Origin of the sequence: Actinomadura hibisca NBRC 15177 (genome assembly GCF_001552635.1) — a bacterium.
GTDB lineage: Bacteria > Actinomycetota > Actinomycetes > Streptosporangiales > Streptosporangiaceae > Spirillospora > Spirillospora hibisca.
In genome coordinates, this window is the sequence record NZ_BCRO01000039.1 from 177,568 (window position 1) to 199,274 (window position 21,707).

Annotated in this window: 23 protein-coding genes and 3 tRNA genes; 21 read left to right on the top strand and 5 right to left on the bottom strand. The window is 73.6% G+C overall.

The window, feature by feature from the left end:
* The first annotated feature begins 41 nt into the window (after positions 1-41).
* The 7 genes from AH6_RS19130 (at position 42) to AH6_RS19160 (ending at position 4,536) form a co-directional block, all read left to right on the top strand.
* The gene (locus AH6_RS19130) at positions 42-713 is read left to right on the top strand and encodes a hypothetical protein (protein ID WP_067481671.1); all 672 of its coding nucleotides are present in this window, start codon (positions 42-44) and stop codon (positions 711-713) included.
* Positions 714-813: 100 nt separating this feature from the next.
* Positions 814-1,692 carry a metal-dependent hydrolase gene (locus tag AH6_RS19135; protein ID WP_067481674.1) on the top strand — a complete coding sequence of 293 codons (879 nt, stop codon included), beginning with the start codon at positions 814-816 and terminating at the stop codon, positions 1,690-1,692.
* A complete protein-coding gene (locus AH6_RS19140) occupies positions 1,689-2,735 on the top strand; it encodes a PDR/VanB family oxidoreductase (protein WP_067481677.1) in 1,047 nt (348 codons plus the stop codon). The genes AH6_RS19135 and AH6_RS19140 overlap by 4 nt, the downstream gene beginning before the upstream one ends.
* A 70-nt stretch (positions 2,736-2,805) precedes the next feature.
* Positions 2,806-4,107, top strand: coding sequence for a protein kinase domain-containing protein (locus AH6_RS19145; RefSeq protein WP_067481679.1), 1,302 nt, complete (start codon positions 2,806-2,808; stop codon positions 4,105-4,107).
* 193 nt (positions 4,108-4,300) lie between these two features.
* Positions 4,301-4,373 (top strand) — tRNA-Leu (locus AH6_RS19150).
* Positions 4,374-4,377: 4 nt separating this feature from the next.
* Positions 4,378-4,454 (top strand) — tRNA-Leu (locus AH6_RS19155).
* Between the two features lies 1 nt (position 4,455).
* Positions 4,456-4,536, top strand: a tRNA-Tyr gene (locus AH6_RS19160).
* Positions 4,537-4,604: 68 nt separating this feature from the next.
* On the opposite strand, the gene AH6_RS19165 is transcribed toward AH6_RS19160, so the two are convergent.
* The gene (locus tag AH6_RS19165; protein WP_067481680.1) at positions 4,605-5,357 is read right to left on the bottom strand and encodes a hypothetical protein; all 753 of its coding nucleotides are present in this window, start codon (positions 5,355-5,357) and stop codon (positions 4,605-4,607) included.
* Positions 5,354-5,842, bottom strand: a complete 489-nt coding sequence (locus AH6_RS19170; RefSeq protein ID WP_067481683.1) for a SigE family RNA polymerase sigma factor — start codon at positions 5,840-5,842, stop codon at positions 5,354-5,356. The genes AH6_RS19165 and AH6_RS19170 overlap by 4 nt, the downstream gene beginning before the upstream one ends.
* A gap of 85 nt (positions 5,843-5,927) precedes the next feature.
* Here AH6_RS19170 and AH6_RS19175 point away from each other — a divergent pair, with 85 nt between their 5' ends.
* The 6 genes from AH6_RS19175 to AH6_RS19200 are packed head-to-tail and all read left to right on the top strand — an operon-like array spanning position 5,928 to position 10,533.
* Complete coding sequence (locus AH6_RS19175) at positions 5,928-6,485, top strand: TetR/AcrR family transcriptional regulator (protein ID WP_067481685.1); 558 nt, start codon at positions 5,928-5,930, stop codon at positions 6,483-6,485.
* Between the two features lie 4 nt (positions 6,486-6,489).
* Positions 6,490-7,683: a cytochrome P450 gene (locus AH6_RS19180; protein WP_067481687.1), complete on the top strand. Its 1,194-nt coding sequence runs from the start codon at positions 6,490-6,492 to the stop codon at positions 7,681-7,683.
* Positions 7,684-8,463 carry an SDR family oxidoreductase gene (locus AH6_RS19185; protein WP_067481688.1) on the top strand — a complete coding sequence of 260 codons (780 nt, stop codon included), beginning with the start codon at positions 7,684-7,686 and terminating at the stop codon, positions 8,461-8,463.
* On the top strand, positions 8,460-9,791 hold the full coding sequence (gene cyp51 / locus AH6_RS19190; RefSeq protein ID WP_067481690.1) for a lanosterol 14-alpha demethylase: 1,332 nt from the start codon (positions 8,460-8,462) through the stop codon (positions 9,789-9,791). The genes AH6_RS19185 and cyp51 overlap by 4 nt, the downstream gene beginning before the upstream one ends.
* Positions 9,788-9,982, top strand: coding sequence for a ferredoxin (locus tag AH6_RS19195; RefSeq protein ID WP_067481692.1), 195 nt, complete (start codon positions 9,788-9,790; stop codon positions 9,980-9,982). The genes cyp51 and AH6_RS19195 overlap by 4 nt, the downstream gene beginning before the upstream one ends.
* On the top strand, positions 9,982-10,533 hold the full coding sequence (locus AH6_RS19200; RefSeq protein WP_067481694.1) for a nuclear transport factor 2 family protein: 552 nt from the start codon (positions 9,982-9,984) through the stop codon (positions 10,531-10,533). Before AH6_RS19195 ends, AH6_RS19200 begins: the two co-directional genes overlap by 1 nt.
* Positions 10,534-10,552: 19 nt before the next feature.
* On the opposite strand, the gene AH6_RS19205 is transcribed toward AH6_RS19200, so the two are convergent.
* The gene (locus AH6_RS19205; protein ID WP_245679378.1) at positions 10,553-11,041 is read right to left on the bottom strand and encodes a DUF3515 domain-containing protein; all 489 of its coding nucleotides are present in this window, start codon (positions 11,039-11,041) and stop codon (positions 10,553-10,555) included.
* Between the two features lie 17 nt (positions 11,042-11,058).
* Positions 11,059-11,292, bottom strand: a complete 234-nt coding sequence (locus AH6_RS19210) for an Lrp/AsnC family transcriptional regulator (protein WP_067481699.1) — start codon at positions 11,290-11,292, stop codon at positions 11,059-11,061.
* A 122-nt stretch (positions 11,293-11,414) separates the two neighbouring features.
* Here AH6_RS19210 and AH6_RS19215 point away from each other — a divergent pair, with 122 nt between their 5' ends.
* From AH6_RS19215 to thiD, 3 genes are all read left to right on the top strand, one after another.
* Positions 11,415-12,347 (top strand): thiamine-phosphate kinase, encoded by a 933-nt coding sequence (locus tag AH6_RS19215; protein ID WP_067481701.1) that lies wholly within the window; start codon positions 11,415-11,417, stop codon positions 12,345-12,347.
* Positions 12,348-12,436: 89 nt separating this feature from the next.
* The gene (locus AH6_RS19220; protein WP_067481703.1) at positions 12,437-13,120 is read left to right on the top strand and encodes a cellulose binding domain-containing protein; all 684 of its coding nucleotides are present in this window, start codon (positions 12,437-12,439) and stop codon (positions 13,118-13,120) included.
* A gap of 31 nt (positions 13,121-13,151) precedes the next feature.
* Positions 13,152-13,961: a bifunctional hydroxymethylpyrimidine kinase/phosphomethylpyrimidine kinase gene (gene thiD, locus AH6_RS19225; RefSeq protein ID WP_067481705.1), complete on the top strand. Its 810-nt coding sequence runs from the start codon at positions 13,152-13,154 to the stop codon at positions 13,959-13,961.
* Between the two features lie 125 nt (positions 13,962-14,086).
* Here thiD and rpmB read toward each other — a convergent pair whose 3' ends face one another.
* Positions 14,087-14,281, bottom strand: coding sequence for a 50S ribosomal protein L28 (gene rpmB / locus AH6_RS19230; protein WP_067481707.1), 195 nt, complete (start codon positions 14,279-14,281; stop codon positions 14,087-14,089).
* A gap of 228 nt (positions 14,282-14,509) precedes the next feature.
* Here rpmB and fakA point away from each other — a divergent pair, with 228 nt between their 5' ends.
* From fakA to rsmD, 5 genes are all read left to right on the top strand, one after another.
* Positions 14,510-16,096, top strand: a complete 1,587-nt coding sequence (gene fakA / locus AH6_RS19235) for a DAK2 domain-containing protein (RefSeq protein WP_067481709.1) — start codon at positions 14,510-14,512, stop codon at positions 16,094-16,096.
* Between the two features lie 33 nt (positions 16,097-16,129).
* Positions 16,130-18,328, top strand: a complete 2,199-nt coding sequence (recG, locus tag AH6_RS19240; RefSeq protein WP_067481711.1) for an ATP-dependent DNA helicase RecG — start codon at positions 16,130-16,132, stop codon at positions 18,326-18,328.
* Positions 18,329-18,437: 109 nt separating this feature from the next.
* Positions 18,438-19,883, top strand: a complete 1,446-nt coding sequence (locus tag AH6_RS19245; protein ID WP_067481713.1) for an MFS transporter — start codon at positions 18,438-18,440, stop codon at positions 19,881-19,883.
* 237 nt (positions 19,884-20,120) lie between these two features.
* Positions 20,121-21,002 (top strand): HEAT repeat domain-containing protein, encoded by an 882-nt coding sequence (locus AH6_RS19250; protein WP_067481715.1) that lies wholly within the window; start codon positions 20,121-20,123, stop codon positions 21,000-21,002.
* A 91-nt stretch (positions 21,003-21,093) separates the two neighbouring features.
* Positions 21,094-21,657: a 16S rRNA (guanine(966)-N(2))-methyltransferase RsmD gene (gene rsmD / locus AH6_RS19255; protein WP_067481717.1), complete on the top strand. Its 564-nt coding sequence runs from the start codon at positions 21,094-21,096 to the stop codon at positions 21,655-21,657.
* The last annotated feature ends 50 nt before the right edge of the window (positions 21,658-21,707 follow it).

A 21,707-nucleotide genomic window follows, 5' to 3' on the forward strand; every position in this document is an offset into this window, starting at 1 on the left:
ATCGGTTGTTCTGGACACCTGTCCAGACTACAGTTCAGGGCATGACGGAGCGCAAGGACTATTCCGGCGAATTCGATCCCGACTTCCGCTACGAGGACCTGTCGAAGGAGGCCCTGGTCCGCCTGGTGCGCGAGTACGCGCTGATCCCGCAGCTGCTGGACCGCTCCGGGCTCGCGGCCGTCGGCCTGCGCTTCGGCCAGCAGGTGGTGGAGGAGATCGCGATCGAGGAGTGGCGTGGGGCCAGCCCGATCTACACCCGGCGCATCCGCGAGATCATGAACATCCACGGCGACGGCGTCTCGGCGATCTTCAAGTGCCTCCAGCTCGACCCCGGGTTCACCTTCTCCTACCTGGACGTCGAGTACGAGCTGATCTCCGAGGCGCACGGCTTCTTCCAGTTGCGCTCCTGCGGCGCGCTGCTGGACGTCGAGCCGTTCGGCGAGCGTTCGATCACGGGGATGTGCCACACGATCGAGGACGGCACGTTCGACGTCACGGCCCAGGCGGTCAACCCGAAGGCCCGCGTCCGCCCGGTGCACCGCCCGCCCCGCGTCCCGGCCGGGCGCGTCCCGCACTGCCGCTGGGAAGTGATCATCGACGACGACACCCCGGTGCTGCCCGAGGCCGACATCACCCGCATGACGGCGGGCACGACCGCCGCCCGCCACCGCTTCCCGCCCCTGCGCGACGGCACGCCGCACATCCCCGGGTGACGCGCCTCACCTGGGAAGTCCGTTGTTCGGTGACAAAACCGGCGGTACCGTTCTGGACGTTTCGTCAATAAGTCCTCGCTTCCGCCCCCGGGGAGGCCGCGTGTCCGTCCACCTCACCGAGCCCGAGAACCTCGTTCTCCAGGCCCGTGACGTGCGCTTCGACTGGTCGCAGGTCCCGCTGCACTGGATTCCCGGCGACCCGGTGGCCACCCACCTGGTCAACGTGCTGCACCTGCTGCTGCCCGCCGGGGAGGAGTGGTTCGTCCGGGTGTTCAAGGAGGCCGTCCCCCACATCGCCGACGACCGCCTCCGCGAGGACGTGCTCGGCTTCATCGGGCAGGAGGCCGTGCACGCCTCCTCCCACGACGGGGTGCTGGACCACTTCATGGAGCAGGGGCTCGACGTGCGGCCCTTCGTCCGGCAGGCGGAGTTCCTGTTCGAGGGCCTGCTCGGCGACCGTAACCTCACCGGCGACCGCAAGCGCGCCTGGCTGTACGAGCGCATCAGCCTCATCGCCGCCATCGAGCACTTCACCGGCGTGCTCGGCGACTGGATCCTCAACGCCGAGGCCCTCGACGAGGCCGGCGCCGACCCCACCATGATGGACCTGCTGCGCTGGCACGGCGCCGAGGAGGTCGAGCACCGGCACGTCGCCCACGACCTGTTCATGCACCTGGACGGCTCCTACCCCACCCGGCTGCGCGCCATGGCCGAGACCATCACCATGCTCGCCACGCTGTGGCACCGGGGCCACCGCTTCCTCATGGCCGCCGACCCGGTCGTCAAGGGCCGCATCAAGGGCGGCGTCCACCACCTGCGCCGCACCGGCCCCGCCGGGCTCACCCCCGACGGCCGCATGGTCGCCGCCTCCGTCCGCCGCTACCTCAAGCGCTCCTACAGCCCCCTCAACGAGGGCTCCACCAGCCAGGCCCTCGCCTACCTGGCCTCCTCCCCGGCCGCGCAGGCGGCGCTGCGGTGAGGGACCAGATCCCGCCGGACCTGCGCGGACGCCGTGCCCGCGACCCGTTCTGGGTCGCCGCGAGCGCGCTGTTCAACGGCGTCCAGCGCATCCGCTCCCTGCGCGAACCCGTGATCCCGGCCGTCAAGCCCGTGGACCGCACCCGCGTCATGCTCGTCCAGGAGGTGCGCCGCGAGGCCGCCGACGTGGTCAGCCTCCGCCTCGGCGCCCCCGACGGCCGCATGTTGCCCGCCTGGCAGCCCGGCTGCCACCTGGACGTGCTGCTGCCCTCCGGCCGCCGCCGCCAGTACTCCCTGTGCGGCGACCCCGCCGACCGCCGCTCCTACCGCGTCGCCGTGCGCCGCCTGCCCGACGGCTCCGGCGGCTCCGCCGAGATCCACGACACCCTCGTCGAGGGCGCGTCCCTCACCGTCTCCGAACCCCGCAACGCCTTCCCGTTCCTCGTCCGCGACCGCTACCTGTTCCTCGCCGGAGGCATCGGCGTCACCCCGATCCTCCCGATGGTCCAGGCCGCCCACCGGCTGCGCGCGGACTGGCGGCTGATCTACACCGGGCGCTCCCGCGACACCCTGCCGTTCCTGGACGAGCTGCCCGCCGAGCGCGTCACCGTCCGCACCGACGACGAGCACGGCGTGCCCGACTGCGCCGACCTGCTCGCCGACGCGGCCGGTGCCGCCGTCTACTGCTGCGGCCCCGCGCCCATGATCGACGGCGTGCGCGCCGCGTTCGCCCCCACCGGCGGCGCGACCCTCCACTTCGAACGCTTCGCGCCCGCCCCCATCACGGACGGCCGCCCCTTCGAGATCGAGCTCGCGCGCACCGGCGTCACCCTGCCCGTCCCCGCCGACCGCTCCGCGCTGGAGGTCATCAGGGACGCGCTGCCCGACGTCGCCTACTCCTGCCGCCAAGGCTTCTGCGGCACCTGCCGCGTCGGCCTGCTCGCCGGGGACGCCGACCGCCGCCATCCGGGCGACGCCGCGCCCGACTCCCTGCTGCCGTGCGTGTCCCGCGCCACCGGCGGCCGCCTCACCCTCGACCTGTGAGCGATCCTTCGCACCCATCCCCATATGCGAGGCTTAAGAGTCTTTGACGCCGGGCCGAGGAGCATCCACCGTGGCACACCCCCACCTGCCGGGACGCGTCGGACCGTACCGCGTGGTGGACCGCCTCGGCGAAGGCGGCATGGGCACCGTCTACACCGGCCTCGGCGCCGACGGACGCAAGGTCGCCATCAAGGTGATCCGCCGCGAGTTCGCCGCCGACCCCCAGTACCGCGCCCGCTTCCAGGCCGAGGTCGCCGCCGCCCAGCGCGTCCGCCCCTTCTGCACCGCGCCCGTCCTGGACGCCGACCCCGCCGCCGACCCGCCCTACCTGGTCACCGAGTTCGTCAACGGCCCCAGCCTCGACGACGCCATCGCCAAGGACGGCCCCCTGCGCGGCGCCGACCTGGAGGCCGTCGCGGTCGGCATCGCCACCGCCCTCACCGCCATCCACGACGCCGGCGTCGTGCACCGCGACCTCAAGCCCGCCAACGTCCTGCTGTCCACCTTCGGGCCCCGCGTCATCGACTTCGGCATCGCCCGCTCGACCGCCGACGTCACCCGCCTCACCGCCACCGGCGGCATCATCGGCACCCCCGCCTTCATGTCGCCCGAACAACTCCACGGCCACCCCGCCACCCCGGCCTCCGACGTGTTCGCCTGGGGCGCGACCGTCGCCTACGCCGCCAGCGGCGCCGAACCCTTCCGCGGCGCCTCCCTCGCCGTCGTCGTCCACCGGATCACCACCGGCGAACCCGACCTGTCCGGCCTGACGGGCACGCTGCGCACCGTCGTCCGCCAGGCCCTCGCCAAGGACGCCGCCCACCGCCCGACCGCCCAGGACATCCTCGACCGCCTCATCTCCAGCGGCGCCCGCACCCCCCAGCCCGCCGCCGCCCCCACCGCCCCGCGACCGGCCCTGGCCCACGGCGAGGCCGAAGCCCTGGTCGAACGCCAGTACCGCCAGGCCGCCGAAGCCGGAGACCCGGCCGCCATGCGCAACCTCGGCGTCATCCTCAGCCAGAGCGGCCGCACCCCCGAAGCCGAGTACTGGTACCAGCGCGCCGCGACCCAACCCGCCAGCGGCCCCGCCTACCACCCGGCCCCGGCGAACCACTACCCGCCCGCGCAGAAACCCCGCTACAACGGCGCGGCCATCTTCGCCCTGACCTTCGGCCTGCTGAGCCCCTTCACCTGCGGCCTCACCTCGATCCCCGCCATCATCGCCGCCCACGTCGGCTGGTCCCGGCTGCGCGACGGCGAGGAGCGCGGCCGCTGGATGTGCCTCACCGGCCTGATCGTCGGCTGGCTCATGATCGGCTTCATGGCCCTGCTCGCCTTCGGCGCGTCCCTGCCGGACGAACCGGGCAAATAAAACCCGTTGCCGCGCCCGCGACGTCCCTGGCAACGTAGGCGACGTCAGCAGGACACGAACTCTCCCGAGAGGAGGACCGGCCATGGAGCCACGCCACTATCGACTGCCCAAGGCGTCGCCGAGCCACGGCCGGTACCGGACCTCCTGACCTCCGGCCGCGTGCACGAGTGACGCCACCTCGGACAACACACACGCGGCTCTACCCCAACGGCAGAGGGACCAGTTTCAGGAACTGGATGATCAGGGTTCGAATCCCTGGAGCCGCACGACGCCCTCGTAGTCCAACCGGTAGAGGCACGCGGTTGAGTACCGCGGTGGTGCAGGTTCGACTCCTGCCGAGGGCACCAAGGGGCGGCGCCGACGCGGGAGAGTCGGGCCTGGCTGTAAACCAGGTGCTCAGCTGAGTGGGTTCGAATCCCACCCGCCCCACTTGCACGCCAAGACCCCCCTTCGGCAGATGCCGAAGGGGGGTCCAGCGCGACGGAAACCGGTCCCGGTCAGGAGTTGGGCAGGACGACCGGGGTGCCGTAGGCCGACAGTTCGATCTCCGCGACGAAGTGCACCGGCGTCCTGTCGGCGATGGCGGGTTCCGGGCCGGTGAGGACGGTGGTCTGCGTGATCTTCTTCAGCCGCTTGGTGGCCGGGTCCAGCACGAGGGTCGCCTCGATCCTCTTGCCGGCGGCCAGGCCGGCCGCGACGGGGCGGGCGGGAGCCGTCACCGTGAAGGTGGTCGCGTTCACGCGCACGACCTTCCCGCCCAGCGCGCGCAGGACGGCCCGGCTGTCGGCGTTCAGGTCGGCGGGGCTCAGCGTGCCCCGGGTGACCGCGTCGAACAGGTCGTTGACCTTCTTCCACTTGCCGCGCTTCACATAGCCGTCCTTGCCGAAGAGGCGCACCTCCTGCGTGCCGCGCAGGTAACCGGTGTGGTGGGCGCTGTCGAAGGCGCCCACGTAGCGTTCGACGTGCGGGGTCCGTCCCTTCTGGTTCAGCGTGTAGGTCGCGTTCACCTTGAAGGTCGTGACGGGGTCGCTGGAGGAGATCAGGGCCGGAGGAGCGACGGTGTCGGGGGCGTCGGGGACGAGCGCGACGCCCGTCACGGCGACGGACGCGGCCACGACGGCTCCGCCCAGCGCGGCGGCGCGGGTGCGCCGGGTGCGGCGGCCGCGCCGCACCAGCTCCTCCACCGGGGCGGCGGGGGGCGGGGTCCGTTCGGCGAGGGCGCGCAGGGCCTCGGGCAGTTCGGTGTTCATCGGGTGGCCTCCTCGGGGGCGCGGCTGAGCGTCTCGCGCAGCCGTTTCATCGCTCGGTGGTGCTGGTTCTTGACGGTGCCGACCGAGCAGCCCAGCAGGTCGGCGACGGCACGTTCGGTCAGGTCCTCGTAGTGCCGCAGGACGACGATGGCGCGTTGCTGGCGGGGCAGGGCCAGCAGCGCGCGGCGCAGTTCGTCGTCCGGGGCGGCGGCGGGGTCGGCGGTGGTCGCCTCGGGCGGTCGGTCGGTCAGGGTCTCCCGGCGCCGTCGCCGCCACCAGCTCACGTTGCCGTTGGCCAGCATCCGGCGCAGGTAGGCGTCGGGGTCGCCGGACGCCACGCGCCGCCAGCGCACGTAGAGGCGCACCAGGCAGTCCTGGAGCAGTTCCTCGGCGCGGTGGGGGTCTCCGGTCAGCAGGACGGCGGTCCGGAAGTGCCGGTTCCAGGCCGCGGCCACGAACGCGGCGTAGTCCTCGGTGTCGCTCACACCGGTCTAACGCCGTACCGGGCGCGAAGGGTTGGCAGCCGGACGATGTTGCGCCGGGGAAAGTGGTGAACTAGTGTCTGGACACGTGTCCGGAAAATTGACGACCGAACCCACCCGACGCCGCCTGACCGAGCGGCAGGCCGACACCGTGCGGCGGCTCACCGACGCCGCGGTGGACGAGGTCCGCGAGGCCGGGTACGAGGGCCTGACCGTGCGCAACGTCGCCAAGCGCGCGGGCGTCGCCCCGGCCACCGCCTACACCTACTTCGCCTCCAAGAACCATCTCATCACCGAGGTCTTCTGGCGGCGGCTCAGCGCGCTGCCGCCGGTCACCGGCGACGTGGTGGCGGTGCTGCGCGAGATCGCGCTGCTGGTCTCCGACGAACCCGAGCTGGCCGCCGCCTGCACCACCGCGATGCTCGGCACCGACCCCGACGTGCGCGAGCTGCGGGTGCGCATCGGCCTCGCCATCCGGCGGCGGCTGGAGGAGGCGCTCGGCGACGGCGCCGACCCCAAGGTGGTCGGGGCCCTGGAGCTGGCCTACGCGGGCGCGCTGGTGCACGCCGGCATGGGCTACACCTCGTACGCGCGCATGGCGGACCGACTGGCCGAGATGGCGGAGCTCATCCTGCCCGACTCTTAGTGAGGTGACGGCTGTGGACCCCTCCTACAGCCCGTACGACTACGCCGTCCACGAGGACCCCTACCCGGTGTACGCGCGCCTGCGCGAGGAGGCCCCGCTCTACCGCAACGAGGAGCTGGGTTTCTGGGCGCTGTCCCGGCACGCCGACGTCGCGGCCGCTTTCCGGGACCACGCGACGTTCTCCAGCAGCAACGGCGTCTCGCTGGAACCGAGCGCGTGGGGCCCGCACGCCCACCGGACGATGTCGTTCCTGGCGCTGGACCCGCCCCGCCACACCCGGATGCGCGCGCTGGTCTCAAAAGGGTTCACGCCCCGGCGCGTCAAGGACCTCCACGACGGCATCCTGGAGCTGACCCGCCGCTATCTGGACCCCCTCCTGGAAAAGCGCGAGTGCGACTTCGTCGCCGACTTCGCGGGCCTGCTCCCCATGGACGTCATCTCGCAGATGATGGGCGTCCCGGAGAGCGACCGCGCCGAGGTGCGGCGGCTCGCCGACGTCGTGGTGCACCGCGAGGAGGGCCTGAACGACGTCCCGCCCGCCGGGATGGACGCCGCGCTCACCCTCGTCGGCTACTACCAGGACATGGTGGCCGAACGGCGGCGTGCTCCCAGGCAGGACCTGACCTCGGCCCTGCTGGACGCCGACCTCGATGGCGACCGTCTCACCGACCGCGAGGTCATCGCGTTCCTGTTCCTGATGGTGGTCGCCGGGAACGAGACCACCACCAAGCTTCTGGCCAACGCCCTGTACTGGGGCGCCCGCAACCCCGCCCAGGCGGCGAAGCCCTTCGCCGACCCCGCCCGCGTCGACGACTGGGTGGAGGAGACGCTGCGCTACGACACCTCCAGCCAGATGCTCGCGCGGACCGTCACCCAGGACGTCGTCCTGCACGGCCAGCGTGTCCCCGAAGGCGAGCGCATGTTGCTGCTGGTCGGCTCCGCCAACCGCGACCCCCGCGTCTTCGAGCGCCCCGACGACTACGACCTCGATCGCGACACCTCCCAGCTCGTCAGCTTCGGCGGCGGCCGCCACTTCTGCCTGGGCGCCAACCTCGCCCGCCTGGAGGCCCGGACCGTGCTCGCCGAGCTGACCCGCAGGGTCGCTTCCTACGAGGTGGACACCGCCAACGCGCGGCGCGTGCACTCCATCAACGTGCGCGGCTTCGCGTCCCTGCCCGTCCGTCTGGAGGTGCGTTAGATGCCCCGCTTCGACCCCCACCCCGAACGCAGGCCCGCCGTCGTCACCGGAGCGTCCTCGGGAATCGGCGCGGCCACGGCGACCGCCCTGGCGATGGCCGGGCACCCGGTCGCCCTGGGCGCGCGCCGCGCCGACAAGTGCGAGGAACTGGCCGCCACGATCCGCGCGGGCGGGGGAGAGGCGTTCGCGCACCCCTTGGACGTGGCCGACGGCGACTCGGTGAAGGCGTTCGGGGCCGCCGCCCAAGACGCGCTCGGCCCCGTCGAGGTCGTCGTGTCCAGCGCCGGTGACCTCGCCGCCGACCGCGTGTACGAGCTGGACTCCGACGCCTTCCTCGCCCAGGTCCAGGTGCACCTGGTCGGCGCGCACCGCCTGGTGTCCCAGTTCGTGCCCGGCATGGTCGGCCGCCGCCGGGGGGACGTCGTGTTCGTCTCCTCCGACGTGGTTCGCGCGCCTCGCACCCGCATGGGCGCCTACGTCGCCGCCAAGAACGGCGTGGAGGGCATGGCCCGCGCCATGCAGATGGAGCTGGAGGGCACCGGCGTCCGCGCCTCCATCGTCCGGCCCGGCCCGACCGCCACCGGCATGGGCATGGGCTGGGACGCCCACACCACCGGCGAGGTCCTGGAGGAGTGGGTCAGGTGGGGCCTGGCCCGCCACCCCTACTTCCTGCGCCCCTCCGATGTGGCGGCCGCCGTCGCCGCCGTGGTCGCCGCCCCGCGCGGCGCGCACCTGTCGCTGGTGGAAGTGCAGCCCGAAGCCCCGCTGGAGGAACGGTGACCATCCCCCTGGTGTCCGGTGGCCCCGACCACCTGGACGAGCTGCGCTCCGACCCGATCGCCCTGATGCGCCGCGTCCGCGCCGAGTGCGGCGACGTCGGCTCCTTCCGGCTCGGAGGCCGCGAGGTGGTGCTGCTGTCGGGCGCCGAGGCCAACGAGTTCTTCTTCCGCTCGCCGGACGAGGAGCTCGACCAGGCCGAGGCGTATCCGTTCATGACGCCGATCTTCGGCGAGGGCGTGGTGTTCGACGCCACCCCCGAGCAGCGCCGCGAGGCCCTGCACAACCAGGCGCTCAAAGGCTCGTTCCTGAAGGGCCACGCCGCCACCATCGCCGGTGAGGTGGACCGGATGACCGCCGGATGGGGCAAGTCCGGCGAGATCGACCTGCTCGACTGGTTCGCCGAGCTGACGATCTACACCTCGTCCGCCTGCCTGATCGGCCGCAAGTTCCGCGAGCAGCTCGACCGCCGCTTCGCCGAGCTGTACCACGACCTGGAGCGCGGCACCGACGCGCTCGCCTACGTCGACCCCTACGCGCCCATCGACAGCTTCCGCCGCCGCGACGAGGCCCGCCGCGCGCTGGTCGCGCTCGTCCAGGGCATCATGGACGGCCGCGACCCGCGCCCGCCGCGCGAGGAGCGCGACCTGCTGGACGTGCTGATGTCGCTGAAGGAACCCGACGGCACGGCCAAGTTCGGCGCCGACCAGATCACCGGCATGTTCATCTCGATGATGTTCGCCGGGCACCACACCTCCTCCGGCACCGCCGCCTGGACCCTCATCGAGCTGCTGCGCAACCCCGCCGTGCTCGCCGACGTCACCGCCGAGCTGGACGCCCTGTACGCCGACGGCCGCCAGGTCGAGTTCCAGGCGCTGCGCGCCATCCCGCGCCTGGAGTCGGCGATCAAGGAGGCGCTGCGGCTGCACCCGCCGCTGATCCTGCTGCTGCGCGTCGCCAAGTCCGACCAGGAGGTGCTGGGCCACCGCGTCCCGGCCGGGACCATGGTCGGGTGCAGCCTCGCGGTGTCCAACCGCATCCCCGAGGACTTCCCCGACCCTGACGCCTTCGACCCCGCCCGCTACGCCGCGCCCCGCGAGGAGGACCTGCTCAACCGCTGGACGTGGGTGCCGTTCGGCGCGGGGCGGCACCGCTGCGTCGGCGCGAACTTCGCCATGATCCAGCTCAAGGCGATCTTCTCGGTGCTGCTGCGCGACTGGGAGTTCGAGCTGGCGCAACCACCGGACACCTACCGCAACGACCACTCCAAGATGGTCGTGCAGCTCGCCCGCCCCTGCGCCGTCCGCTACCGCCGGAGGAAGCAGGCGTGAGGATCACCGTCGACCTCGACCTGTGCCAGGGCCACGCCATGTGCGAGCTGGAGGCCCCCGAGGTGTTCGAGGTGCCGCCCAGGCAGAAGGTCCGCGTGCTGGACCCCGAACCCGCCGACGACCTGCGCCCGCAGGTGACCGCCGCCGTCCGCTACTGCCCGACCCGGGCCCTCACCCTTCAGGAGCCCTGATGCCCGCGTTCTCCCGCGCCGAACTGGACGACATGGTGGCGCACTGGCTGGAGACCAACCGCCGCTGCGAGGAGCGGGGCGACTGGCGCCCGCTCGCCGACCTCTACACCCCCGACGCCACCTACGGCTGGAACATCGGCCCCGACCAGGACTTCATGGCCGTGGGCCGCGACGAGATCCGCGACCTGGCCCTCGGCTCGGAGATGGGCGGCCTGGACGGCTGGACCTACCCCTACCAGTCCCTCCTGGTGGACGAGGCGAACGGCCAGGTGGTCGGCTTCTGGAAGCAGGTCGCCGACGCCGAGCGCCCCGGCGGCGGCCGCTACGAGGTCGCCGGGATCGGCGGGAGCTGGTTCCGGTACGCCGGGGACCGGCAGTGGTCCTGGCAGCGCGACTGGTTCGACCTCGGCAACGTCACGGCGGTGTTCGTGGAGATGTTGAAGGCCGGGGTGTTGTCGGACGGGATGAAGCGGCGGCTGGACCGGGCGGCGGCGGGCGGGCCGATCCCCGGCTACTACAAGCGCGGCGAGACCCCGGCCCCACTGTGGTGACGTCGGGCCGCCCCCGGGACTAGACCTGCCCCTCGGGCTTGGTCGGCACCGTGGCCTTGATGGCGTCGCCCAGCTCGATCAGCACGTCCCCGGCCGGCTGGTACTTGGCGGGCACCGTCACCTCCACGTACGCCTGGCGGCTCACCGCCGTCCAGGTGACCGGATGGTCGGAGGGGTAGCCGAACCAGTCCACGCCGTTGATCGTCTGGAGCTGGGAGGCGGGCTGCAGTGTAGGCGGCCGGGGTACTCCGCAACGCAGCGCGATCGCGGGGCTGCCCCAGGCGGCCGTCAGCGGCGAGTCGGGAGAGGTGTCGCGGCGCTCCTGGCCGTGCACCTTCTCCGGCAGCCGCAGCCCGCCGCACAACCGCGCCGTGCTCGCGTCGGGCGTGGGCGCCGCGATCTGGACGGCCCCGTCGCCGCAGCCCGCCGCCAACGCGGCGGGCAGGCAGAGCGCGGCCGCGAGCACGAAACGTCGAAGGGCGGGGCGTCGAGGGGTGGTGGGGGACACGGGAACGATCAGACCGGTCAGATGTGCACGATCGGGCAGGTGAGGGTCCGCGTGATGCCCTCGACGGCCTGGATCTGCGCCACCACGAGCTTGCCCAGCTCGTCCACGTTGCGCGCCTCCGCCCGCACGATCACGTCGTAGGGGCCCGTGACGTCCTCGGCGAGCGTCACGCCGGTGATGCCGCCGATCTCGCGGGCCACCTCGGCCGCCTTGCCGACTTCGGTCTGGATGAGGATGTAGGCCTGCACCATCACGTCCTCCCCGGGCGGAGAATTTGCGGTCGAACGGTCACCGTATCGTGTTACGCGCCGCCACGGGGGACCGGGTCCGCCCGTCCTCCCGCGACCGGGCGGCGCGACCGGGACGGGAGCGGATGGGCACCATCGGGGAACTGGGCGAATTCGGGCTGATCGCCCGGCTGACGCGGCGGCTGCCGCAGGGCGCGGCGGTCGAGCTCGGACCGGGCGACGACGCCGCCGTGCTCGCCGCGCCGGACGGGCGTGTCGTGGCCACCACCGACCTGCTGACGGAGGGCCGCCACTTCCGCCGCGACTGGTCGGGCCCCTACGACATCGGCCGCAAGGCCGCCGCGCAGAACCTCGCCGACGTGGTCGCGATGGGCGCGCGCCCCACCGCCCTGCTCGTCGGCCTCGCGCTGCCCGCCGACACGCCCGTGGAGTGGGTCGAGCGCCTCTACGACGGGCTGGCCGACGAGTGCGCGGAGGCGGGCGCGTCCGTGGCGGGCGGCGACGTGGTCGCGGCTCCGCAGGTGACCCTCGCCATCACCGCGCTCGGCGACCTGGCGGGGCAGCCGCCGCTGACCCGCGCGGGCGCGCGTCCCGGCGACGTAGTAGCGGTACGCGGACGGCTCGGCTACTCCTCGGCGGGCCTGGAACTGCTGCGCGACGGCGCGGACGGCCCCGCCGAACTGCTGGCCGCGCACCGCCGCCCCAGCCCCCCGTACGAGGCGGGCGCCGAAGCCCGCGCCGCCGGGGCCACCGCCCTGCTGGACACCAGCGACGGCCTGCTCCAGGACCTCGGCCACATCGCGGCGGCCTCCGGCGTGCGGATCGAGATCGACTCCGCCGCCATGCCCGTCCCGGCGCTCCTCGGCCCCGACGGCCTGCGGCACGCCCTCACCGGCGGCGAGGACCACGCCTTCGCCGGAACCTTCCCCGCGACCTCGGATCTTCCAGCATCCTGGGACGTTGTCGGCAGCGTCGCGGCGGCCGGCGGGCAGGGCCCCGGAGTCGCCGTGGACGGCGGGCTCGCGGGCCCGGCCGGATGGGACCATTTCCGCGCGTAGCCGCACGTGGGACCGGACCGGCGTTTACTGGTCTGGTAGGCATCTTTGGTGCTGGTTTGGTATACATCCTGTGATCGAAGAGGGATGGGATGGGACGACACACCAAGCTCGGGCACGGCGATGACGAGGGCGCGGCGGACGACGCCGGGCCGTCGGCCGACCCCTCCCGCGACGCGCGGCGCACCGTCCCCGACGGCCTGCCGGTGCAGGCTCCGCGACCGGAGCCGGCGGCGTCCGGCGGCAGCCGGATGCCCCTCAACGTCCCGCTCCCGCTGCTGCCGATCGTGGCGGCCGTCGCGGCGGTCGGCGTGGTCGCCTACGCGTTCAGCACCCAGCAGATCTCCCTGAACTTCGGCGGCGGCGGCACCCACGCGCCGCAGGCCGACGGTCCGCACGACAGCCAGGTCTCCCAGCGCAACCCCGGCCAGCGCGCCAGCCGCGGCGCCCCCCGCGCCGGCGCCCCCGCGCTCACCGTCGCCTTCCAGGTGACCGGCAGGACCGCCACCGCCTTCCGCGGCACCGCCGTCATCACCAACCGCGGCGCGGCCGCGGCCCCCCGCTGGACGCTGGCGTTCGGCTTCCCCGCCACCACCGTGCGCGCCCTGGCGGGCGGCACCGTCGTGCGCACCGGGAAGTTCGGCTGGGTGCGCAGCCCGGACGGCGCGCCGGGCCTGGCCCCCGGCCAGTCCGTCAAGATCGTGTTCAGCGCGCGCGGCACCGCCGCGCGGCCGTCCTTCTGCAAGATCAACGGGGCGTCCTGCACGCCGTCCTGACCGCGCCGCCCGCCCCTTTACAGTGGGCGGTATGACGCAGAATCCGGCCCCCGCCCAGGCCCCGCCGCTCGTCCTCACCGTCGCCGGCTCCGACTCCGGCGGCGGCGCCGGGATCCAGGCCGACCTGAAGACGATGCTCGCGCTGGGCGTGCACGGCATGAGCGTCATCGCCGCCGTCACCGCGCAGAACTCGCTGGGCGTCCAGGGCTACTGGGAGCTGCCGCCCGAGGCCGTGCGCGCGCAGCTGGACTCGGTGTTGTCCGACATCGGCGCGCACGCCGTCAAGACCGGGATGCTGGCCTCCACGCCGCTGGTGGAGACCGTCGCCGAGGTGCTGGCCACCGTGGACGCGCCGGTGATCGTCGACCCGGTCGGGGTGTCCAAGCACGGCGACACGCTGCTGGCCGCGGAGGCCGTCGAGGCGGTGCGCACCCGGCTGCTGCCGGTTGCGACCGTCGCCACCCCCAACCTGTGGGAGGTCGAGCAGCTCACCGGCGTCAAGGTGGTGGACGAGTCGGGGCTGCGCGAGGCCGCCGAGGCGGTCAAGGCGCTCGGCCCCGCCTGGGTGCTGATCAAGGGCGGCCACCTGCCCGGCGAGCCCGCCGACCTGCTGTTCGACGGCACGACCGAGCACCGCTTCACCGGCCCCCGGCACGACAACCGGCACACCCACGGCACCGGCTGCACGCTCGCCTCGGCGATCGCCTCGCACCTGGCGCTCGGCGCGGACGTGCCCACCGCCGTGGCCCGCGCCAAGGAGTACGTGACCGGCGCGATCGCGGCCGGGTTCCCGCTCGGCGGGGGCATCGGCCCGGTCGACCACGGCTGGCGGCTGCGCTGACGGGCACGCCGCCGCAGGCCCGGGCGGGTCACCCGTCCGGGTCGAAGATCGTTGTTTCGGGCAGCACGAAAACCGGCCCGTCGGATCGTTCCGACGGACCGGTCTCGAAGTGTGCGGTGCCCGCGTCAGACGGTCGGCTTGACGACCTTGCCGGCCTTGATGCAGGAGGTGCAGGCGTTGATCCGCTTGGTGCTGCCGTTGAGAACGGCGCGCACCCGCTGGATGTTGGGGTTCCAGCGGCGCGGGGTGCGGCGGTGCGAGTGGGAGACGCGCATGCCGAATCCGGGTCCCTTGCCGCAGACGTCGCAGACGGAAGCCACGGGAAACTCCAAGTGGGTGTCGGTGCTGTGATAATCGGCGGGTCTCGCTGGCCCGAGCCGGGCACCAGGAGCGCTCACCGATGGGCGCCTCGGGACGAGGCGCATGGATCAGAGTAGCCGACCGCGCGTCCGGTATGCGAATCGGCCTGCGGATTCACCGGTGATCGGTTCCCAAGGAGGGGTCCCGCACGGTACAGAGGTAACCCGGACACAGGGAGGGGAACCAGGGTGGGCGAGGTCCTCGACGGGACGGCGGTGCGGCGCTGGATCAGGCTGGCGGCCGAGGCGCTGGGCCGTACCCGGGGCGACATCGACGCCCTCAACGTCTTCCCGGTGCCCGACGGCGACACCGGCACCAACCTGCACCTCACCGTGCTGGCCGCCGCCGACGCCGTCGCCGAGGCGCCCGCCGGACCGGCCGCCGGGCCGGTGTGGCGCGCCCTCGCCCAGGGCGCGCTGCTGGGCGCGCGCGGCAACTCCGGGGTGATCCTCAGCCAGGTGTTCCGCGGCCTCGCCGACATCCTCGGCCCCCTGCCCGGCCCGCCCGACGGCGTCGTCCTGGGTGAGGCGCTGGGCTACGCGGCGGTGCTCGCCCACACCGCCGTCGAGCACCCCGTCGAGGGCACCATCCTCAGCGTCCTGGAGGCCGCCTCCGACGCCACCGGCATGGCGGGCCCCGGCACCGCCGCCGTCGCCCGCGCCGCCGCCTCCGGCGCGCGCCGGGCCCTGCGCGACACCACCGCCCAACTGGACGTCCTGGCCCGCAACGGCGTGGTCGACGCGGGCGCGGCGGGCCTGTGCGTGGTGCTGGACGCGTTCGCCGCCGTCCTCACCGAGGAGTATCCCGAGCGCTACGAGGTGCCCGCGCGCACCGGCCCCGTCCCGGTCCGCGAGGAGCGCGGCGGCCCGCCCGGCCCCGGCTACGAGGTGATGTACCTGCTGGACGCCCCCGACGAGACCGTCCACGGCCTGCGCGAGACCCTGGACGGCCTCGGCGACTCGCTGGTGGTCGTCGGCGGCGACGGCCTGTGGAACGTGCACGTCCACGTGGACGACGCGGGCGCGGCCATCGAGGCGGGCCTCGCCGCGGGCCGCCCGCACCGCGTCCGCGTCACCTACCTGCACGCCTCGCCCGAGGACCCGGACGCGCCCTGCGAGGGCCGCGCCGTGGTGGCGGTCACCGCCGCCGGGGGACTGGCCGAGCTGTTCGAGGAGGCCGGGGCCCGCGTGGTGCGGCGCGAGCCCGGCGCCGTCCCGCCGCTGGCGGTGCTGGCCGAGGCGATCCTGGCCGCGGGCGACGAGGTGGCGGTGCTGCCCAACGAGCCGGAGGTGCTGGCCCTCGCCGAGGCCGCCGCCGAACGCGCCCGCGACGGCGGCGCGCGCATCGCCGTCGTCCCCACCAGAGCGTCGGTGCAGGGCCTGGCGGCGCTGGCCGTGCACGACCCGCTGCGCCGCTTCGGCGAGGACGTCATCGCCATGACCCGCGCCGCCGGGGCCACCCGCTTCGGCCACCTGGAGGTCGCCGAGCAGGAGGCCGTCACCAGCGTGGGCCTGTGCCAGCCCGGCGACGTGCTCGGCCTGATCGAGGGCGACGTCGCGATGATCGGCGCCGAGCCCGCCGCCACCGCCCGCCAGATGCTGGACCGCATGTTGTCCGGCGGCGGCGAGCTGGTCACCCTGATCGTCGGCCGGCACGCCCCCGCCGGGCTCGCCGGCCTGCTGGAAGATCACCTGCGCGCCCGCCACCCCGACGTGGAGGTCGGCGTCTACGACGGCCGCCAGGAGCGCTACCCCCTGCTCGTCGGCGTGGAGTGAGCCGCTGTCACACCGATGGGCTTCAATGGACGGGTGGCGAACCTCGACGAGCCGTTGCAGAAGGTGCTGGGCGACAAGACGGCCAAGGTGCTGGCCAAGGGACTCGACCTCCACACGGTCGGCGACCTGCTGCACCACTACCCGCGCCGCCACGCCCACCGCGGCGAGCTGACCCCGCTGAACGACCTGCAGGACGGCGAGCACGTCACCGTCATGGCCGAGGTCGTCAAGGTGCAGGGCCGCTCGCTGACCCGCAGCCCCGGCTACGTCCTGGAGATCACCGTCACCGACGGCACCGGCGAGCTGCGGCTCAGCTTCTTCGGCCGCAAGGGCTCGTTCGTGCCCGAACGCGACCTGTCCCCGGGCACCCGCGGCCTGTTCGCCGGCAAGATCAGCTCCTACAACCAGCGCAACGGCAAGGTCGTGCGCCAGCTCGCCCACCCCCAGTACAAGGTGGTGGCCGCCAGCGACGCCGACCGGGCCGCCCGCGAGTGGGCCGACGAGATCATCCCGATCTACCCCACCACCAAGGGCCTGGACATCGACGCCATCGGCAAGTCGGTCGGCCTGCTGCTCGACCAGATCGACCTCGGCGCCGACCCGATGCCCGACGACCTGCGCCGCCGCCGCGGCATGACCGACCTGAAATCCGCCTACGAGGGCATCCACCGCCCGAAGAAGTGGAGGGAACTGGAGGTCGCCAAGGACCGCCTGAAGTGGGACGAGGCGTTCGTCCTCCAGATCGCCCTGGCCCAGCGCCGCCTGGCCGCCGCCGCGCTCCCCGCCAAGCCCCGCCCCGCCACCCCCGGCGGCCTGCTGGACGCCTTCGACGAGCGCCTGCCGTTCGACCTGACCGAGGGCCAGCGCGAGGTAGGCACGGAGATCGCCGCCGACCTGTCCGTCGAACACCCGATGCACCGCCTTCTTCAAGGCGACGTCGGAGCGGGTAAGACCGTGGTCGCGTTGCGGGCCATGTTGCAGGTGGTGGACGGCGGTGGGCAGGCGGCGCTGCTCGCGCCCACCGAGGTGCTCGCCCAGCAGCACTACCGGTCGATCACCGGGATGCTGGGGGAGCTGGCGCAGGCCGGGCAGATCGGCGGGGCCGAGCAGGCGACGCGCGTGACGCTGCTCACCGGCTCGCAGGGGGCCAAGGCGCGCAAGACCGCGCTGCTGGAGGCCGCCTCCGGGTCCGCCGGGATCGTGGTCGGCACGCACGCGCTGCTCCAGGACCAGGTCCAGTTCGCCGACCTCGGGCTGGTGGTGGTGGACGAGCAGCACCGGTTCGGCGTCGAGCAGCGTGACGCGTTGCGCGAGAAGGTCAGCGGCGGTCGGCCGCACGTGCTGGTCATGACCGCCACGCCGATCCCGCGCACGGTCGCGATGACGGTGTTCGGCGATCTGGAGACCTCGGTGCTGGGCCAGCTCCCGGCGGGTCGCGCGCAGATCCAGACGCACGTGGTGCCGCCGGAGAAGCCCGCCTTCCTCGCCCGCACCTGGGAGCGCATCCGCGAGGAGGCGGGGCAGGGGCGGCAGATCTACATCGTCTGCCCGCGCATCGGCGAGCAGGAGGGCGACGAGGGCGACGTCCCGGCCGCCGAGGCCGAGGACGGGCCGCGCCGCTCCCCGCTGGGGATCATGGAGCTGCTGCCGCGGCTGGAGGGCGAGCTGCTGGCGGGCCTGCGGATCGGGGTGCTGCACGGCAAGCTGCATCCCGACGAGAAGGACGCGGTGATGCGCCGCTTCGCCGCCCGCGAGCTGGACGTGCTGCTGGCCACCACGGTGATCGAGGTGGGCGTGGACGTGCCGAACGCCACCGTCATGGTGATCATGGACGCGGACCGGTTCGGCGTCTCCCAGCTGCACCAGTTGCGGGGCCGGGTCGGGCGGGGGCAGTTGCACGGGCTGTGCCTGCTGGTCACCGACGCCGAGCCGGGGAGCAAGTCCCGCGAGCGGCTGGACGCGGTCGCCTCCACCACCGACGGCTTCAAGCTGTCGCGGCTCGACCTGGAGCAGCGCCGTGAGGGCGACGTGCTGGGCGCGGCGCAGGCGGGCCGGTCCTCCAGCCTGCGGTTGCTCACGTTGCAAGACGACGAGAAGGTCATCCTGGCCGCCCGCGAGGAGGCGACCGCGCTGGTGAACGCCGATCCCGAGCTGGCCGGGCATCCGGGGCTGGCGGCCGAGCTGGCCGCGCTGCTGGACGCCGACCGCACCGAGTACCTCGAAAAGACCTGATCTCCTGATCGCGCCGTCCACGTGACCGGCATCACATCGCTATACCCCCCAGGGGTGTGTTAACTTCACGTCTCGAACAGATACCCCCTATAGGTATACGGAGGCGGCGATGTCCGCGAACGTGCAGAACCGGCGGTGGTGGGCCCTGCTGGTCCTCGCCACGGCCCAGTTCATGGTCATCATGGACACGTCCATCATCGGGGTGGCCCTCCCCGACATGCAGCGCGACCTGGGCTTCACGCCCGGCGGCCTGCAGTGGGTCTTCAACGCCTACGTCGTCGTCTTCGGCGGCCTGCTGCTGCTCGGCGGCCGGTTGTCGGACCTGCTCGGCGCGCGGCGGGTCTTCGCCGCCGGGTGGGCGGTGCTCATCGGCGGCTCGGTCGTCGCGGCGGCCGCGCAGGACGCCTGGGTCGAGATACTCGGCCGGGGTATCCAGGGCGTGGGCGGCGCGCTCATCACCCCCGCCGCCATGACCCTGCTCATCGCGATCTTCGGCGCCAATCCCAGGGAACTGGGCAAGGCGATGGCCCTGTACGGCGCGGCGGCCCCGGCGGGCGGCACGGCCGGGGTGTTCCTCGGCGGCGTGCTCACCGAGTGGCTGAGCTGGCCGTGGGTCTTCGTCATCTACGTCCCGATCGGCCTGGCCACCCTCGCCGCCGTGCCCGCCGTCCTCCCGGCGGTCGGGTCCCGGCGCGGCTCGGTGGACCTGCTGGGCGCGGCCGCGGTGACGGCGGGCCTGGCGCTGGCGGTGTTCACCGTCGTCCGGGCCCCCGAGCAGGGCTGGGGATCGGCGGCCACGCTGCTGGGGCTCGTCGGCGCGGCGGTGCTGCTGGCGCTGTTCGTGGTCGTCCAGCGGGCGCTGCGGCAGCCGCTGATGCCGCTGAAGATCTGGCGCACCCCGGACCTGGCCGCCGCGAACCTGGTGTTCACCCTGCTGGGCGGCGCGTGGATCCCGGCCTGGTACTTCCTCAACCTCTACCTTCAGCAGGTGCTCGGCTTCGGCGCGTTCGCCAGCGGCGCGGCGCTGCTGCCGATGACCGTCACGATCATGGTGCTGATGGTCGGCGTCACCGGGCGGCTGATGGGCCGCTTCGGAATGAAGCCGCTGGTGGTCACCGGCCTCGCGGTGCTGGCGCTCGGCCTCGGCGGGCTCACGCTGGTGCGTCCCGGCGGCAGCTTCGCGGTGGACGTGCTGGCCGCCTCGCTGGTGGCGGCGCTCGGCATGTCGCTGGCCTACATCCCCACGATGATGTCGGCGATCTCCCGGGTGCGGCCCGAGGAGAGCGGGCTGGCCTCCGGCATCGTCAACACCACCTACCAGGTGGGCTCGGCGCTCGGCCTGGCGGCGGCGACCGCCGTGGCCACCGCGCAGGGCGCCGGGGCGCTCGGGGACGCGGCGCGCCTGACGGAGGGCTTCCAATCGGCCTTCCTGGTCGCGGCGGGGATCGCGGCGGCGGGGGCGCTGCTCGCCCTGGTGCTGCTGCGCGGTCGCCGGGCCGAGGCGGCCGGGGCCGGGACGGACGTCGGGGAGCAGGAGGTGAAGGCGGTCGCATGACCGGACGATGTCGCTGGTCGAGGGGGCGCGGCGGGCCGCGTCCCCTCGCTCCTCCGGCATTTCCTACTTTATAAGTTGACTTACTTGAGAATAGGGGTCAGGATGAGGGTGTGCATCCGAACGAGCCCCTCACCGCGCGGTGGTACGTCGATCTCCGACGGCAGGCGAGCGCGCTGTGTTCCTGTCGCTGACCCACCGCTCACCGACCCGGACCCGACGGCTCCACGGAGGCTCCCCATGACCATCATCGACACGCCCGCCACCAGCACACCCATCGCCGGCATCGAGGCGCGGCTGCGCGACGCCGACCCGCGCACCCGCGAGGCCGCCGTCACCGCGCTCGCCCGGCTCGCGGGCTCCGGCCGCGTCTCCGGCGCGGCGGGCGACGCCCTGGCCTGGGCGCTGGCCGACGAGGACGGCGCCGTCCGCGACGTCGCCGCCACCGCCCTGCGCGACCTGCCCGAGCTGTACCTCGGCGACGACGGCGTGCGCGCCCTGCTGCTGGCCGCCGCGAGCGGCCGCGACGACCGCGTCCGCGACACCGCCGCCGAGGTGCTCGCCGTCCTCGTCCGGGGCGCGGCCGAGCTGTACGCCCACGGCCTCCAGGACGACGAGCCGTACGTCCGGGTGCAGGCCGTGCTCGGCCTCACCGCCCTGCGCGCCGCCGCCGAGGTCGCCGAGGCCGCCGACGACCCCGCCCGCGAGGTGCGCGTCGCGGTCGCCGAGGGCCTGGCCCGCCTCGCCGGACCCGTCGCCCCGACCGCCCTGGACCACCTGCTGGCCGACCACGACCCGGTGGTGCGGATGGCCGCGCTGGACGCCGCCGCCGTGCTCGGCGTGCCCGAGCCGCTCGCCGGCCGCGTGATCACCGCCACCGCGCACACCAGCTGGCAGGTCCGCCGCCGCGCCGCGCTCGCCCTCGGCGCGGCCGACCCCGAGATCGCCGTCCGCCCGCTGGTCCGGGCCCTGCGCGACCGCATCGTGGACGTGCGGCGCGCGGCGATCCAGTCGCTGGAGCGGTGGGCCGCCGACCACCCCGAGGCGCTGGCCGCCCTCACCGAGGCGCTCGCCGACCCCGACCCGGGCGTGCGCACCCAAGCTCGCTGGGCCCTGGCCTAGCGATCCTCCGGCGGGCCGGGGTGCCTCGGGGTGGGGACGCCCCGGTCCGCCGGGGGCAATGGACGATCGGGATGCCGCGATACTGGGAACCATGACCAGGGTCATCGCGGGAAGCGCGGGCGGACGCAGGCTGGCGGTCCCGGCCGGACGGGACACCCGGCCCACCAGCGACCGCGCGCGCGAAGGGCTGTTCTCCACCGTCCAGGCCCTGCTGGGCCCGCTGGACGGGCTGCGCGTCGCCGACCTGTTCGCCGGGTCCGGCGCGGTCGGCCTGGAGGCGCTGTCGCGCGGCGCGGCGCACGCCCTGCTGGTGGAGTCGCACCCGCGCGCGGTCAAGGTGGTCCGGCAGAACGCCGCCGACCTCGGCCTGCCCGGCGCGGTCCCGGTCGCCGACCGGGTCGAACGGGTGGTGCGCCGCGCCCCCGACGCCCCCTACGACCTGATCTTCGCCGACCCGCCCTACCCGCTGGCCGACGCCGCCGTCACCGACCTGCTGGAGGCGCTGCGCGACAACGGCTGGCTCGCCGCCGACGCGCTCATAGCCGTCGAACGCTCGGTGCGCGGCCCCGCGCTGGTGTGGCCCGAGGGCTACGAGGCCGAACGCGACCGGCGTTACGGTGAAGCGGTGTTCTGGTACGGACGCGCCACCGGTTGATCCCCTCGCTGTCACCATCTGACTACGATGAGTGACGGTAGATCTTCGGG